The organism is Delftia sp. 11MD (genome assembly GCF_050907895.1).
GTDB lineage: Bacteria > Pseudomonadota > Gammaproteobacteria > Burkholderiales > Burkholderiaceae_C > Comamonas > Comamonas tsuruhatensis.
Map to the genome: position 1 here is coordinate 5,115,874 of NZ_CP194333.1, position 14,514 is coordinate 5,130,387.

The following is a 14,514-nucleotide window of genomic DNA, read 5'->3' on the forward strand; positions in this document are numbered from 1 at the left end:
CAGCGAGCGGCCCGCCGCAGCGGCGGGAACGACAAGACATGACAGACAAGCGCGCGGCCACGCAGCCGCAACCGCCCGAGGGCGCCATGTGGGGGCAGCTGTTTCGCCGCAGCGCCCGCCCTGCCCTGAGCCTGCAGGGCCAGATCCGCGAGATGCTGGTCGATGCCATCCTCTCGGGCATCCTCGCACCCGGCGAATCCATTCCCTCCAGCCGCGAGCTGGCGCGCCACCTGGGCGTGGCACGCATCACCGTGGTGCTGGCCTACCAGCAGCTGGCCGAGGAAGCCTTTTTGCTGAGCCGCCAGCGCAAGGGCCACTTCATCCATCCCGACGTACTCAAGGGGCGCACGCCGGGCGGCGCTGCGGCCAGCAGCCCCCCTGGCGAAGGCCGCCGCACCGACTGGTCGCGGCGCCTGTGGCTGCTGCCCAGCCAGCAGCGCAGCATCGTCAAGGAAGAGGACTGGCAGCGCTACCCCTATCCCTTCCTGTACGGCCAGTTCGACAAGGAGCTGTTTCCCACGGCCGCCTGGCGCGAATGCTGCCTCAAGGCCCTGGGCGTGCTGGACATACGCCAGTGGGCGCCCGACCAGATCGCGCGCGACGACGAGATGCTGATCCAGCAGGTGCAGACCAAGATCCTGCCGCGCCGCGGCGTCTGGGCCTCGGCCGACGAGCTGATCATCACCGTGGGTGCGCAGCACGCCCTCTACATGGTGGCCGACCTGCTGATGCGCGAGGGCACGGCCGTGGGCATCGAGGAGCCCGGCTACCCCGACGCGCGCAACATCTTCAGCAGCCGCACCTCCCAGGTCATCCCGCTGCCGGTGGACGGCCAGGGCCTGCCGGTCACGCCGCTGCTGCGCCAGCTGGACTACCTCTACGTGACGCCCAGCCACCAGTGCCCCACGGGCGTGACCATGCCGCTGGCCCGGCGCGAGGCGCTGCTGGAGATGGCCGAGGCGCACGACATCATCCTCATCGAGGACGACTACGAGAGCGAGAGCAGCTTCGACGGCCAGCCCATTCCGGCGCTCAAGAGCCTGGACCGCAGCAACCGCGTGATCTACGTGGGCAGCCTGTCCAAGAGCCTGGCGCCGGGCCTGCGCGTGGGATACATAGTGGCCGCACCAGAGCTGATCCGCGAGCTGCGTGCACTGCGCCGGCTCATGATCCGCCACCCCGCCACCTTCGTGCAGCGCACGCTGGCCATGTTCATCTCCCTGGGCCACTACGAGGCCCAGCAGCGGCGTCTGGCCCAGGCGCAGAAGGAGCGGCACGCAGCCCTCACGGCCGCCATGGCCGAGCATGCGCCCGGCTGCCGCATCACGCCCGTGCGCGGCGGCGGCTCGTGCTGGGTGCAACTGCCCGACCACATTCCTGTCGATGCCCTGGCGCAGCGTGCCGCCGCGCACGGCGTGCTCATCGAGCCCGGCGATGTGTTCTTCGCCCGCCCGGGCACGCCCGGCAGCTACATGCGCATGGGCTACCAATCCATACCCGCCAACGACATCGGCCAGGGCGTGAAGGCCCTGGCCGATGCGATCCGTGAGGAGCAGCCCGAGAAGTAACGCCAGGAATGGCCGGGACCGGCCCTGCCGGTCCCGTCGCCCCTGGGTCAATACTTCTGCGGCTCGGGCCGCGCAGCCTCGGACAGCGATGTCACCACGGGCGCCACGCCGCGCTGCAGGAACTGCCGCACGGCGTAGGCCAGCAGCAAAATGCACAGGCTGGCCACGCCCAGCGCCAGCGGCGTGCGCTGCTCGGGGATGAAGGCCATGGCGATGACGATGGACAGCATGCCGAAGATGGCGAACCAGGTCAGGTACGGATAGCACCACATGCGCACCTTGAGCTGGTGGGGCGCCTCGCGCTCCAGCCGGGCGCGCAGGCGCAGCTGCGAGATGGCGATCAGGATGTAGACGAAGATCGCCACCGTGCCGTAGGAGTTGACCAGGAAGGCAAACACCTTGTCGGGCGACACATAGGACATCACCACGGCGCCGTAGCCGAACAGCGTGGCCACCAGGATGGCCCGCGTGGGCACGCCATTGCGGCTGACCTTGGCCAGCGCCTGGGGCGCGTCGCCGCGCCGCGTCAGCGCGAACAGCATGCGAGATGACGCATACAGCCCCGAGTTCAGCGCCGACAGCACGGCCGTCAGCACGATGGCATTCATGATCTGCGCGGCGGCCGGCACGCCCATGGTGTTGAGCGCGCTGACATACGGCGTGGCAATGCCGCCCGCATTCCAGGGCACCAGGCAGGCCACCAGGAAGATGGAGCCCACATAGAACACCAGCACGCGCGTGATCACCGAGTTGGTCGCCTTGGCCACGGCCTTCTGCGGCTCGGCCGTCTCGGCGGCGGCAATGGTCACGATCTCGGCGCCGAAGTAAAAGCCCGTGGCCGCCACCGCCCCGGTCAGCACCGGCACGATGCCGTTGGGCATGAAGCCGCCGTTGCCGGTGAGGTTGCCGAAGTGCATGCCCTGCGAGGCGGGCGTCAGGCCCAGCACGTAGACGCCGGCCACGAACAGGAAGACCACGATGGCCGCCACCTTGATGGAGGCGAACCAGAACTCGAACTCGCCAAAGGACTTGACCGACACCAGGTTGGTCAGCGTCAGCATCACCAGCAGCACGAGGCTGATGCTCCAGTTGGGCACATCGGGCAGCCAGTAGCGCACCAGGTCGGCTCCGGCCACGGCCTCCAGCGCCACGACGATGACCCAGAAGTACCAGTACATCCAGCCCGTCAGAAAACCTGCCAGCCGGCCCACGCCGGGGCGGTCGCGCCAGGCCTCTCGCGCAAACTCGTAGAACGAGCCTCCCCCGGGCATGGAGCAGGCCAGCTCGCCCAGCATGCGCATGACCAGGACCACGAGCAGGCCCGTGATGAGGAAGGAAAGAATCGCGGCCGGCCCGGCCGACTTGATGACGACGCCGCTGCCCACGAACAGCCCGGCGCCGATGACGCCACCGAGGGCGATCATGGTCATGTGGCGTTCCTTGAGCCCGTGCGAAAGCCCCGGTGAAGAGGCGTGCTGATTTCCGATCATGTCTTGTCTCCTGTTTTATTCAGGCGCCACGGCTGATGCTCTGTTGTGGTGGCTGCGCAGGTGCGCGCCTTGCCGTGGCGTATCCGGTGTTCCCGGTGGCACGGGGCCGCAAGGCCCCGCGCCGTCAGGCGGCCGCCACCGGCGGGCGGTCCTTGCGGAAGGCGTTCTTCACGGCGATCTTTCCGTCCTTGAAGGTGAAGACATCCACCATGCGCGCTTCCACGCGCAGGCCGTCGGCCTTGGTGCCCTTGAAGGTGCTCTCGGACACGCCACGGTCGCCCTGCACGAAGTGGTCTCCATCGAGCCAGGCCGCATCGGGAAAGGCCTGCCAGGCCATCTGGAAGCCCTCGCGCACGGCCTGGCGGCCGACGAAGCTGCGGCCCATGAGATCGGGCCCGGCCACGGCGTGGAACTCGCATTCATCGGCCATGAAGCCCATCAGGGCCTCGATGTCGTGGCGGTTCCAGGCCTCGGCGAAGCGGGCCAGGAACTGTGCGTCGGGAGGGTTGGTGTCTGCGCTCATGCTGTCTCCTTGTCTGTGGTGGGTCCCACGGCGCCGGGCCCGGGCAGGGCCGCCGCGCCGCGTCATCGAAATGTCGATGGGCCATGGTAGGTAGCAGGCACACGGACCCGTTAGAACCAGATGCCATCAATCGTTAGGTCCAGGCGCGCGCACCGGCTGCCGCTGGCTCTATCGAAAGCTGGGCTGTGGCGCTAACTGGCTCCATGGCCTGCTGGCTATGCTGATTCCATCGTCGGTGCACCGCCTTGCAGGGCTCGCCGGCATTGGCCCCATTCCACCGAATCCATAGCAAAAAGCGGCAGATCCCAAGCCGCCGCACCAGGAGACATCCGCCATGAAAGCCGAGGACATCCGCCCCAGCCACCTGCGTCCCTACGACCCTCAGTACGACCCGCTGGTGGCCGCCAACCCGGGCCACGGCACGGGCTATGCGCCCACTTACTGGGTCGGCACGGCGGGACGCCCGCCAGACGATGACGGCCCGGTCACCGGCGACATGGACGTGGACGTGGCCATCGTCGGCTCGGGCTTCACGGGCCTGGCCACGGCCCTGTTTCTGGCGCGCGAACACGGCATCCGCGCCGTGGTGCTGGACGCCAACCAGACCGCCTGGGGCTGCACCAGCCGCAACGGCGGCCAGGGGCAGAACGCCAGCGGGCGCCTGTACCGCTCGCAATGGATCGCACGCTGGGGCAAGGACGTGGCGCTCAAGCTCGACGCCGAGATCCGCGAGGGCTTCCAGACCTTCAAGGACCTGGTGGCCGAATTCCCCGAGTGCGAGCCCCAGCCCGGCGGCCACCTCTACATCGCCCACCGCGAAAAGAAACTCGACTTCCTGCGCAACGAGACCCAGATCATGCGCGAGGTCTTCGGCTACGACGCCCGCATGCTCAGCCCCGAGGAGCTGCGCCGCGACTATGTGAACGATGCCGACAGCCATGGAGCCATGCACGAGCCCGACGGCATCGGCGTGCACCCGCTCAAGCTGGCCTTCGGCTACCTGCGCAAGGCGCGAGAGCTGGGCGTCAAGGTGCACCCGGCCAGTCCGGTGCTGGGCGTCGAGACACGCAACGGCGTGCACCACCTGCGCACGCCCGGCGGCACCGTGCGGGCGCGCGCCGTGGGCTTTGCCACGGGCGGCTACACCAGCAACGCCCTGCATGGCAGCCTGCGCTCCAAGATCATGCCCATCCTCTCGAACTCGCTGGTCACGCGGCCGCTGACCGAGCAGGAGCTGGAGGCCACGGGCTTCAAGACCACCCAGGTCATCACCGACACGCGCACGCTGCGCTTTTACTACCGCCGCCTGCCCGACAACCGCGTGCAGATCGGCAGCCGCAGCGCCGTCACGGGTGCCGATGCGCCCAACCCCATCCACATGGCCAAGCTGGTGGACGGCCTGCACCGCAAGTTCCCGGCGCTCAAGGGCATCACCATCGACTACTCCTGGTGGGGCTGGGTCGATGTGAGCCACGACATGATGCCGCGCGTCTTCCAGCCCGATCCGGCCCAGAGCATCTTCTACGCCGTGGGCTATGGCGGCAACGGCGTCTCCTTCTCGGCCCACGCGGGCCGGCGCATGGCCGAGCGCATCGCGGGGCGCCAGAGCAAGACCTTCGAGCTGCCCATCTACAACTCGGAGCTGGAGTATCCGAACGTCTTCAACATGGTGCGCTCGCCCGCGTTTGCGCCGTTTCGCCGGTTGGGGCAGCGGTTCCTGTACCACTGGTACTACATGCGCGACGAAAAGCTCTGAACCCCAACCGATTGCTGCTTGGGCCGGCCTCCTGCAGGGGGCCGGCCCTTTTTTTCAGCAGCGCCGGGGGCAGCCACCTGCTACCGGTTCCGCATCCAGTCGGCCGTGTTCATGAAGCTGGCCTTGAGGCGCACGCGCAAATCCTCGGGCACGCCGGTCTCGCCCATGGCCTGGTCCATGCAGGCCACCCACTGGTCGCGTTCCAGGATGCCGATGGAAAACGGCATGTGGCGCATGCGCAGGCGCGGGTGGCCGAAGCGTTCCTGGTAATGGTCAGGGCCGCCCAGCCAGCCGCACAGGAACCAGAACAGCTTCTGGCGCGCGTCGGCCAGCGTGCTGCCGTGGGCGGCACGCAGTTCGGCATAGCCGGGCTCCAGGTCCATCAGATCGTAGAAACGGTCCACCAGGGCCTGCACCCTGGGCTCGCCGCCGATCCATTCATAGGGGGTCTGGGGCGCGTTGTTCTGGGATTCCTCTGACATGACTGAAAGCGGCTGGCGGCTGAGTGAAACCCGCGATTGTCAGGCATGTGCCATGTCCGTGCTTGCGTGCGTGCCGGCCCGCAAGAAGGCATACACGCCCAGCGCCGTCAGCACGGTGATGCCAGCCAGCACATCGAGCAAGGTGGAAAAGGCCTGGCCATACGCGGCCAGCACGGCCGATGCAGGCAGGCCGGGCAGCAGCGACAGCGCGCCGGCGAGATCACCCGTCACCAGCAACTGCGCGGCCGGGCCGGTGGCCGCCAGCGCCTGCGGCGCCAGTGGGGCAGCCAGTGCCGACAGCCGCCATGACAGCAGTGCCGCCAGGCCCGCGCCCACCAGCGCCAGCGCCATGCCCTCGCCCGCCACGCGCACCGTGCTGAAAATGCCTGTGGCCATGCCGGCGCGCTCGCTGGGCACCACGCTCACGGCCAGGCCATCCATCAAACCCCAGGGCAGCCCGATGCCCAGGCCGATCAGCAGCAGCGGAGGCGCCATCTGCGCAAAAGCCGTGCCCGGCGCGCACCCGCCCAGCCACAGCAGGCCCGCCGCGCACACCAGCAACCCCGCCAGGCACAGCAGCGCGGCCGAAACCCAGCGCGTGAGCCAGCCCGCCAGCAACGGCACGAACAGCATGGGCAGGGACAGCACAAACATCAGCTGCCCCGCCTGCAGCGGCGCCATGCCCTCCACGCCGATGAAGCGCACCGGCAGCAGCACCAGCAGCACCACGAAGGCATAGGCCGGCGCACCCGCCAGCAACTGCACGCCCACGAAACGCGGATAGCGAAACAGCGACAGGTCCAGCATGGGCTGCCCCGTGCGCTGCTGCACGCGCCGCTCCACGGCCACAAAGGCCGCCAGCGCCAGCGCGGCACCGGCCAGCGGCAGCAGCGCCGCCCCGCTGGACCAGCCCGCCTCCGGCCCCTGCAGCACGCCCCAGGTCAGCAGCGCCAGGGCTGCGGTGAACAGCAGCGCACCGGCGCGGTCCAGCCGCTGCGCCTTCGGGTTGCGCGACTGAGGCATGCAGCGCAGCCCCAGCACCAGCGCGGCCAGCGCCACGGCGGCCACGCAAAGCACCACGCCGCGCCAGCCCGCCACGCCCAGCAACCAGCCCGACAGCAACGGCCCGAAGGCTAGGCCCACGCCAAACGACGTGCCCACGCCACTGAAGGCACGCATGCGCCCCGCTCCATCGAACACCTGGGCCAGCGCCGCCGTGCCGCCCGCCAGCGCGGCCGCCGCGCCCAGGCCCTGCAGCGCACGCAGCAGGTTGAACACGACAATGGCCCCCTGCCCGCCCAGGCATGCCTGGGCCAGCGCACTGGCCAGCACCACGCCCAGCCCGGTCAGGAAAACGCGCCGCCGCCCGTGCAGATCGGCCAGCGCGCCGGCCGCCATCAGCGTGGCGCCAAAGCTCAGCATGAAGGCATTCGTCACCCAGTTGAGCGCCAGCGGCCCGCCGCCCAGCGCCTCGCGCAGCGCAGACAGGGCCACGGCCGGCCCGGTAAAGCTCAGCGGCATCGCCAGCGCTGCAAGGCAGACCGACAACAGCACCCAGACCGGGGATGCATGCGGTCGCGCTGTGCCGTGGAGCGCACCCGGTGCGCGGGAAGAAGTCAGGCAGGAGGACATGGTTGGCAAGGCTTTCGCAATTTCCCGGCCGCACATGGCCAGGCATGCATGAACGATAAAAGCGCTGCAATGCCGTGAAAATAGGCGCCAGACTCCCCACACTCCCAACCTCAGGTTGGCAATCGACATGGACAGCTTCAGCGGACTCGAATCCTTTGTGCGTGCAGCCGACCTGCTGAGCTTTGCCGAGGCCGGGCGCGCCCTGGGCATCTCGGCCTCGGCCGTCGGCAAGAACGTGGCGCGGCTGGAACAGCAACTGGGCCTGCGCCTGTTCCAGCGCACCACGCGCCAGGTGCGGCTCACACAGGAAGGCGCGCTGTTCCATGAGCGCTGCCGCCGCATCCTGGATGAACTGCACGATGCGCGCGCCACCATGCAGGCCGCCGCCGAGGCGCCGCGCGGACGGCTGCGCGTGAGCCTGCCCACCATCGGCTACCGCTTCCTGCTGCCCGTGCTGCCCGAGTTCCAGGCCCTGTACCCGGAGGTTGACCTGGACCTGGACTTCAACGACCACCTGGTGGACGTGGTCGAGGCCGGCCTGGACGTGGTCATCCGCAGCGGCGAACTGGCCGACTCGCGCCTGGTCGCGCGCCGGCTGGGGCCGTTCCGCTTCATCCTGGCCGGCTCGCCCGCCTACTTGGCGGCACGGGGCATACCGCAATCCCCCGCCGAACTGGCACAGCACAGCTGCCTGCGCTACCGCTTCCTGAGCAGCGGCAAGCTGGAGGAATGGGTGCTGCCCGGCATGCCGCCCCACCTGCCCGCCGCCCTGGTCTGCAACAACATGGAAGCCATGCTGGGCGCGGCCGTGGCGGGCATGGGGCTGGCCTATATGCCGGACTTCCTGGCGCGCGATGCACTGGGGCGTGGCGAACTGCAGCGGGTGCTGGCGGAGGACCTGACGCACACGGGGCAGTTTTCGGCGCTGTGGGCGTCGAGTCGGCAGTTGTCGCCCAAGGTGAGGGCGTTTGTGGATTTTGTGGGGGAGAGGTTGTTCAAGGAGGGCTGAGTTGTTTCTCTGCCCGCCGGAGTCGCCTTTTTTTGCCCCTGCCGGGTGGTTGTTTTTCGAGGCCGGGTCTCGGCCCGGCGGCCGACTGCCCTTTCTTGATTCGCCAAGAAAGGTCAGATCAAAGAAGGCGACCGGTACGACTCACACTCATAGGTGACACATCAGTACAAGGACATGGGTAACAGATCCAAGCTTGGCAGCTGGAGCCAACAGCAGCCAAGGAGCGATCACCATGCCCTGGAAGGAGTGCGCACCCATGGACGAGAAACTGCTCTTCATAGCCGACCATCTGCGCAGTGGCGTGCCGCTGAGCGAGCTGTGCAGGCGCTACGGCATCAGCCGCAAGACGGCCTACAAGTGGGTTGAGCGATACCGCCAACTGGGCATGGATGGATTGCAAGAGCGCAGTCGCAGGCCCCACGGGAACAATCAGGCGATCAGCTATGCACAGCGCCGGGCCATCATTGAGCTGCGCACGCAGCAAAGGTCACAGATGGGGCCCAAGAAGCTGCACGCTTTGCTCCTGCAGCGCTGGGGCCCACAGGAGACACCCAGCAAAACCACCATCTACAACGTGCTGAAGGCTGAGGGGCTTGTTTGCAGCAGGCGTGTACGCAGACGCTCGGTGCCTACGGCCCAGCCCTTGCGAACGAGCAAGCAGCCCAATGGGGTGTGGAGTGCAGACTACAAAGGCCAGTTCAAGACAGCCGATGGTCACTGGTGCTATCCATTGACCATCATGGACCACGCCAGCCGTTATTTGCTGGCCGTGCATGTCTACGACAGCCCCAACTACGAGGATGCCAAACGCAGCTTTGAACAGGTGTTTCGGCAATACGGACTGCCCGAGCGCATACGCAGTGACAACGGTCCGCCGTTCGCGACTACTGGCGTGGCGGGCCTGTCACGCCTGGCGATATGGTGGATAAGGCTGGGCATCAGCCCGGAGCGCATCGAGAGGGGCAAGCCACAGCAAAACGGTCGCCACGAGCGGATGCACCGCACGCTCAAGCATGCCCTGGGCAAAGAGCCTGCGGCGGACAAAGCGGCATTGCAGATGCAGCTCGATGCCTTTGTGGAGCACTACAACCAGCAGCGCCCGCATGAGGCCTTGCAGCAAAGCATGCCGGCCCAGCATTACAGCGACTCGACCAGGCCATACCCCTCAAAGCTACCGGAGCTGGAGTATCCGAAGCATTGGGAAAGGGTTCGGGTCAGCCACAACGGCTTGATTTACTGGCGAGCGCTGCGGATCTACATAGGCTACCTGCTGGCGGGGCAGTGGATCGGGATGCAGGAGGTGGCCGCTGGGCAGTGGGATGTGTATCTGGGGCCGGTGCGACTGGGCTGCTTCAACGAAGAGGATGTGCGAGGACCCCAGAACGACTATGTGAGCTTGAAGTGTTACCCATGTCTGTGAGCTGAGTTGTTACCCATGTCCTTGACACGTACAACCCGAATGTCCGCGACCCTCCGCTTCGCTGCGGGCAACCTGCGTCGTGGCAGTTGCGGGGTTCGCCGTGAAACTCTCTTCGCGCTGCGCGCTACGTTCAAACATCACGGCGAGTCAGATCACGAAGCAGTCCTGTCCTTCGGCAGGACTGCAACCCCGCAACCACCACGCCGCAGGCGCTGACATACGGGAAGTTGGTGCGGGCCTTCGCTTCGCTCGGCCCCTGGTTTGAAGCCGAACGCAGTGATGGCGCCGGCTGTTGGCTGTTGGCTGTTGGCTATCCCTCAGCCTCCCCCCTTCTGCCCACGCCTGCGTTGGGCGGGATGCGGGGTGGCAGCCCTGCCGAAGGACAGGGCTGCTTCGTCATCTGACTTGCCGCAGTTGTTTGAGCGGCGCGCGAAGCGCAAAGCGAGTTCTGCGGCACACCCCGCATCCCGCCCAACGCAGGTCGCCCCGTAGCGAAGCGAAGGGGTCGTGGGCAGTGCGGGGCGCGCTTCTTTGCCTACTTTCTTATGGCCGGCACTCCGGTCGCGCGATAAGAAAGTAGGTCGGCCGCCGGGCCGAACCCCGGCCTCGAAAAACAACCACCCGGCAGGGACAAAAAACAGAACCCAAAGACCTACTCAGCCACCTGCCTCAACGTATCCATCACAGGCCTCCTCAACACCTCCCGCAACGCCCACCACCCCGCCATCCAGGCCAGCAAGGCCCCGGCAACAGCCCCCGCCAACGGAGCCCACCAGGGCACGGTCCAGTTGAACTCGAACACCCAGCGCGCCAGGGCCCAGCCCACGGCCCCCGCCGCGCAGCTGGCCAGGAAACCCGCCAGCAGGCCCACGCCAGCCAGCTCGGCGCGCTGCACCTGCGCCAGCAGCCGGGCCTGGGCACCGACGGCGCGCATGATGGCGTACTCGCGGGCGCGCTCCTCGCGCGTGGCGGTGACGGCGGCGAAGAGCACGACCAGGCCGGCGGCCAGGGTAAAGCCGAAGAGGAACTCCACCGCGCGTATCACCTGGTCCAGCACGCGCTGCACCTGGGCCAGCGTGGTGCTCAGGTCCACGTTGGTAATGTTGGGAAACTCGCGCACCAGGGCGTTGTCGAAGCCCGCCACGTCGGGCGCGCGGTAGGCGGCCAGGTAGCTGACGGCCACGTCGTCCAGGTGGTCCACGGGATAGATCACGAAGAAGTTGGCCCGCATCGATCCCCAGTCCACCTTGCGCAGGCTGGTGATGCGCGCCTCGCTGGGCACGCCGCCCACGTCGAAGCCCAGCGTGTCGCCGAGCTTGAGGCCCAGGGTCTCGGCAATGCCGTCCTCCACGCTGATCTCGCCCTTGGCGCCAGGCGTCCAGGTGCCCGCCGTGATCAGGTTGTGCGCGGGCGCCTGCGCCGTGGTGGAGAGGTTGAACTCCCGGTCCACCAGGCGCTTGGCGCGGTCTTCGCTGAAGTCGTCGGGGCTGACCGGCTTGCCGTTGACGGTGACCAGACGCCCCCGGATCATGGGGAACCAGTCATAGGAGGTGACGCCAGCCTTGTCCAGCGCCGCGCGGAAACCTTCGGCCTGCTCGGGCTGCACGTTGATGACGAAGCGGTTGGGCGCATTGGCCGGCGTGGCCTGGCGCCAGCTGCCTATGAGGTCGGTGCGCAGCAGCACCAGCAGCATGAGCGCCAGCAGCCCCACGGCCAGGCTGCTGATCTGCACCACGGCATAGGCGGGGCGCGCGGCGATCTGGCGCGTGGCCAGCACCAGCCAGCGCGGCGCCGTGCTCTCGTGCACCAGGCGGCGCAGCACCTGCACGGCCAGCCAGCCCAGGGCCGCGAACAGCAGCACGGCCACGGCAAAGCCGCCCACGGCGATCAGGCCCAGCTTGATGTCGCGGCTGGCCGCCAGCAGCAAGGCCGCAAAGCCGGCCACGCCCACGGCCAGCACCACCACCGAGGCAGGCTTGAGCGCGCCCAGGTCGCGGCGCATGACACGCAGCGGCGGCACGCGCGCCAGCTGCAGCACGGGCGGCAGGCCAAAGGCCAGCAGCAGGGTCAGCCCCATGCCCACGCCGAAGGCGGCAGGCCACAGGCCCGGTGCGGGCAAGGCGGTTTCCACCAGCCCGGCCAGCAGCAGCACGAAGACATGGTGGATGGCCCAGCCCAGCAGCACGCCAGCGGCGCTGGAGGCCAGGCCGACCAGCACGAACTCCACCGTATAGGCCCCTGCAATGCGCCGCTGGCTCTGGCCGAGCACGCGAAGCATGGCCGAGGCGTCGAGGTGGCTGTTGGCAAAGCCGCGCGCAGCCAGGGCCACGGCCACGGCCGACAGCAGCGCCGCCAGCAGGGCGACCAGGCTCAGGAACTTCTCGGCGCGGTCCAGCGTCTGGCGCATCTCGGGGCGGCCGCTGTCCAGCGACTCCACGCGCACGCCATGCACGCCGGGCGCCTTGGCCTGCTGCTCGGCCCAGACGCGGTAGCGCTGCACGGCCGGCTCGGAGCCATCACCCGCGCCGGCCACGGCCAGGCGGTAGGTGATGCGGCTGGCCGGCTGCACCAGGCCCGTGGCGGCAAGGTCGGCGGAGGTAATCATCACGCGCGGCGCAAAGTTCATGAAGCCTGCGCCCCGGTCGGGCTCGATGGAGATGATGCGCGCCACGCGCAGTTGGGCGTCGCCCAGCAGCAGCATGTCCCCCACGCCTATGCCCAGCGACTCCAGCAGCGGCGCATCGACCCAGGCCTCGCCCCGCGCCGGTATCTCGCGCGTGGCCCGGTCGGCCGCGCCGGGGGCATCGGCCACGCGCAGGCTGCCGCGCAGCGGATAGCCTTCGGGCACGCTCTTGAGCGCCACCAGGCGGCTCATGCCGCCTTGCGCGTCGCTGGCGCGCGCCATGGTCGGGAAGCTGGATGTCTCCAGGGCCTGCAGCCCTTCGGCGCGTGCGCGCTCGGCAAAGGCCGGCGCCGTGGGGTTGTCGCCGACCACGACCACGTCGCCGCCCAGCAGCTGGCGCGCATCGCGCTGCAGCCCCGCCTGCAGCCGGTCGGCAAAAAAGCCCACCGAACTGAGCGCGGCCACGGCCAGCATCACGGCGACGATCAACAGGCGCAACTCGCCCGCGCGCAGGTCGCGCCACAGGGTGCGCCAACCCAAGGTCCATGCAGAAGATCCATTCATGCCGCGCAGATTAGCGCAGGCGAAGATGGGCACCCGGGCGCCACGGCTATTGGCACGGCCGTTCAGAACGATTGGCCCAGCCGTTCAGAACATCAGCCGCAGGCCCAGGTCCAGCCCGAGCGCGCCGGCCGGCTGCATGCCGCCCGTGGTCAGGTAGCCGGGCTGGGGCAGGATGGCCGGGTTGCTGACCACCAGCGGCGTCACGCCCATCACGCCCGGGTTGTTGCGCCCGTTGCCCACGCTGATGCGCGACACCGTGGCGTACAGCGCCGTGCGTTTGGACAGCGGGTGCACATAGCCCAGGGCGAGCTTGTTCACCGAGGAATCGCCGTCGGCCAGGCCCTGGCCATTCCTGAACTGCACACGTGCATAGGAGGCGCGCAGCGCCCCCTGGCCCACGGGGATGTTCACACCGGCCAGCACGCCCAGGTAGCGGTCGTTGATGGCGGCCAGCGTGCCGGCGTCGCGCCGCTCGTTGCGCACGCCGGACCATTCGCCAAACAGCTTGACCGGGCCGAAGTCATAGGAGCCGCCCAGGTTCAGCGACCGGATCTTTTCCGCGCCGGCGCCCGAGGTGCCCAGGGTGTTCTCGCCATAGCCCAGCGCCACATCGGCCGCCCCCATGGCCCAGCCGATGCGGGCACCCGCGTAGCGCCCCCGCTTCGAGCTGTTCTCGGGGAAGGCGTACATGGCCTGCCCGTAGACGCCGCCCAGGCCCGGCGGCAGGAAGTAGCCGATGGAGTTGCCTGCGCGCAGATAGGTGTCCGTGCCCGCCGACAGCCCGCCGCCCAGCAGGCCGCCCGTGGCCAGCGCGCGGGCGATGGCCAGGTTGCTGTTGACCACGGCGATCAGGTTGGTGCCCACGCCGCTGACGGTGAAGGGGTCGAAGGCCCAGTCGTTCAGAAACGAAGGCGTGTGATCGCGCCCCATGCGCAGCTCGCCCAGGCGGCCGGACAGGCTGATGGTGGCGCGCCGCCCGAAGTTGAGCGCGCCGCCGCCCGTGTCATTGGCCACCGGCGCCTCCAGCCACAGGCCGGCCATGAGGCCGCCGCCCAGGTCCTCGCTGGCGCGTATGCCGATGCGGCTGGCCAGGTTGCCCGAAGGCGACAGCGCCCAGGTGCTTTGCCGCGCCGAGCGCGCGGGGCCCGTGTCCCAGGATTCGCTGCGCACGCTGTAGCGGCTGATGCCGGCGTCCATCACGCCGAACAGCGTGACCGAGGTGGGCGACTGGGCGGCGGCCGCGCCTGTCAGACACAGCAGGCCCAGCGCGTGCAGGCCGCAGGGATGGGGGTGAAGTCGGGGCATGGGGGTCTCCTGTTCGTCGTGGGGCTGGCGCGGTCCTGCGCCACGAATCGACTCTAGGAACGCCATCGCGCCGCTTCTTGGCAGTTCATGCCAACGGCTTTGCAATTCACGACATGCGCGGGTTGCCCTGGTCAGGGTTGCC

The 14,514-nt window shown here is 68.6% G+C and carries 10 protein-coding genes; 4 read left to right on the top strand and 6 right to left on the bottom strand.

What is annotated here, in order from left to right; genetic code table 11:
• Positions 1 to 38 precede the first annotated feature (38 nt).
• Positions 39 to 1,568 (top strand): PLP-dependent aminotransferase family protein, encoded by a 1,530-nt coding sequence (locus ACRSCF_RS23400; RefSeq protein WP_034367732.1) that lies wholly within the window; start codon positions 39 to 41, stop codon positions 1,566 to 1,568.
• 47 nt (positions 1,569 to 1,615) lie between these two features.
• On the opposite strand, the gene ACRSCF_RS23405 is transcribed toward ACRSCF_RS23400, so the two are convergent.
• Entirely contained in the window at positions 1,616 to 3,058 is a 1,443-nt protein-coding gene (locus ACRSCF_RS23405) for an amino acid permease (protein WP_016450754.1), read from the bottom strand.
• 124 nt (positions 3,059 to 3,182) lie between these two features.
• Positions 3,183 to 3,581 (bottom strand): nuclear transport factor 2 family protein, encoded by a 399-nt coding sequence (locus ACRSCF_RS23410; protein ID WP_013803799.1) that lies wholly within the window; start codon positions 3,579 to 3,581, stop codon positions 3,183 to 3,185.
• A gap of 334 nt (positions 3,582 to 3,915) precedes the next feature.
• On the opposite strand from ACRSCF_RS23410, the gene ACRSCF_RS23415 reads away from it, so the two are divergent.
• Entirely contained in the window at positions 3,916 to 5,337 is a 1,422-nt protein-coding gene (locus tag ACRSCF_RS23415) for an NAD(P)/FAD-dependent oxidoreductase (protein ID WP_012203944.1), read from the top strand.
• Positions 5,338 to 5,417: 80 nt separating this feature from the next.
• Here the strand turns inward: ACRSCF_RS23415 and ACRSCF_RS23420 are convergent, their stop codons facing one another.
• Both ACRSCF_RS23420 and ACRSCF_RS23425 read right to left on the bottom strand, forming a co-directional pair.
• Positions 5,418 to 5,819 carry a group II truncated hemoglobin gene (locus tag ACRSCF_RS23420; protein WP_034367729.1) on the bottom strand — a complete coding sequence of 134 codons (402 nt, stop codon included), beginning with the start codon at positions 5,817 to 5,819 and terminating at the stop codon, positions 5,418 to 5,420.
• Between the two features lie 39 nt (positions 5,820 to 5,858).
• Positions 5,859 to 7,373: an MFS transporter gene (locus ACRSCF_RS23425; protein ID WP_082254196.1), complete on the bottom strand. Its 1,515-nt coding sequence runs from the start codon at positions 7,371 to 7,373 to the stop codon at positions 5,859 to 5,861.
• Positions 7,374 to 7,578: 205 nt separating this feature from the next.
• On the opposite strand from ACRSCF_RS23425, the gene ACRSCF_RS23430 reads away from it, so the two are divergent.
• Together ACRSCF_RS23430 and ACRSCF_RS23435 are read left to right on the top strand one after the other, a co-directional pair.
• Positions 7,579 to 8,460 carry a LysR family transcriptional regulator gene (locus tag ACRSCF_RS23430; protein ID WP_034367726.1) on the top strand — a complete coding sequence of 294 codons (882 nt, stop codon included), beginning with the start codon at positions 7,579 to 7,581 and terminating at the stop codon, positions 8,458 to 8,460.
• Between the two features lie 232 nt (positions 8,461 to 8,692).
• Positions 8,693 to 9,880: an IS481 family transposase gene (locus tag ACRSCF_RS23435; protein WP_411165070.1), complete on the top strand. Its 1,188-nt coding sequence runs from the start codon at positions 8,693 to 8,695 to the stop codon at positions 9,878 to 9,880.
• A gap of 652 nt (positions 9,881 to 10,532) precedes the next feature.
• Here ACRSCF_RS23435 and ACRSCF_RS23440 read toward each other — a convergent pair.
• The gene (locus ACRSCF_RS23440; RefSeq protein WP_244387203.1) at positions 10,533 to 13,067 is read right to left on the bottom strand and encodes an ABC transporter permease; all 2,535 of its coding nucleotides are present in this window, start codon (positions 13,065 to 13,067) and stop codon (positions 10,533 to 10,535) included.
• Positions 13,068 to 13,151: 84 nt separating this feature from the next.
• The gene (locus tag ACRSCF_RS23445; RefSeq protein WP_244387205.1) at positions 13,152 to 14,372 is read right to left on the bottom strand and encodes a porin; all 1,221 of its coding nucleotides are present in this window, start codon (positions 14,370 to 14,372) and stop codon (positions 13,152 to 13,154) included.
• Between the last annotated feature and the right edge of the window lie 142 nt (positions 14,373 to 14,514).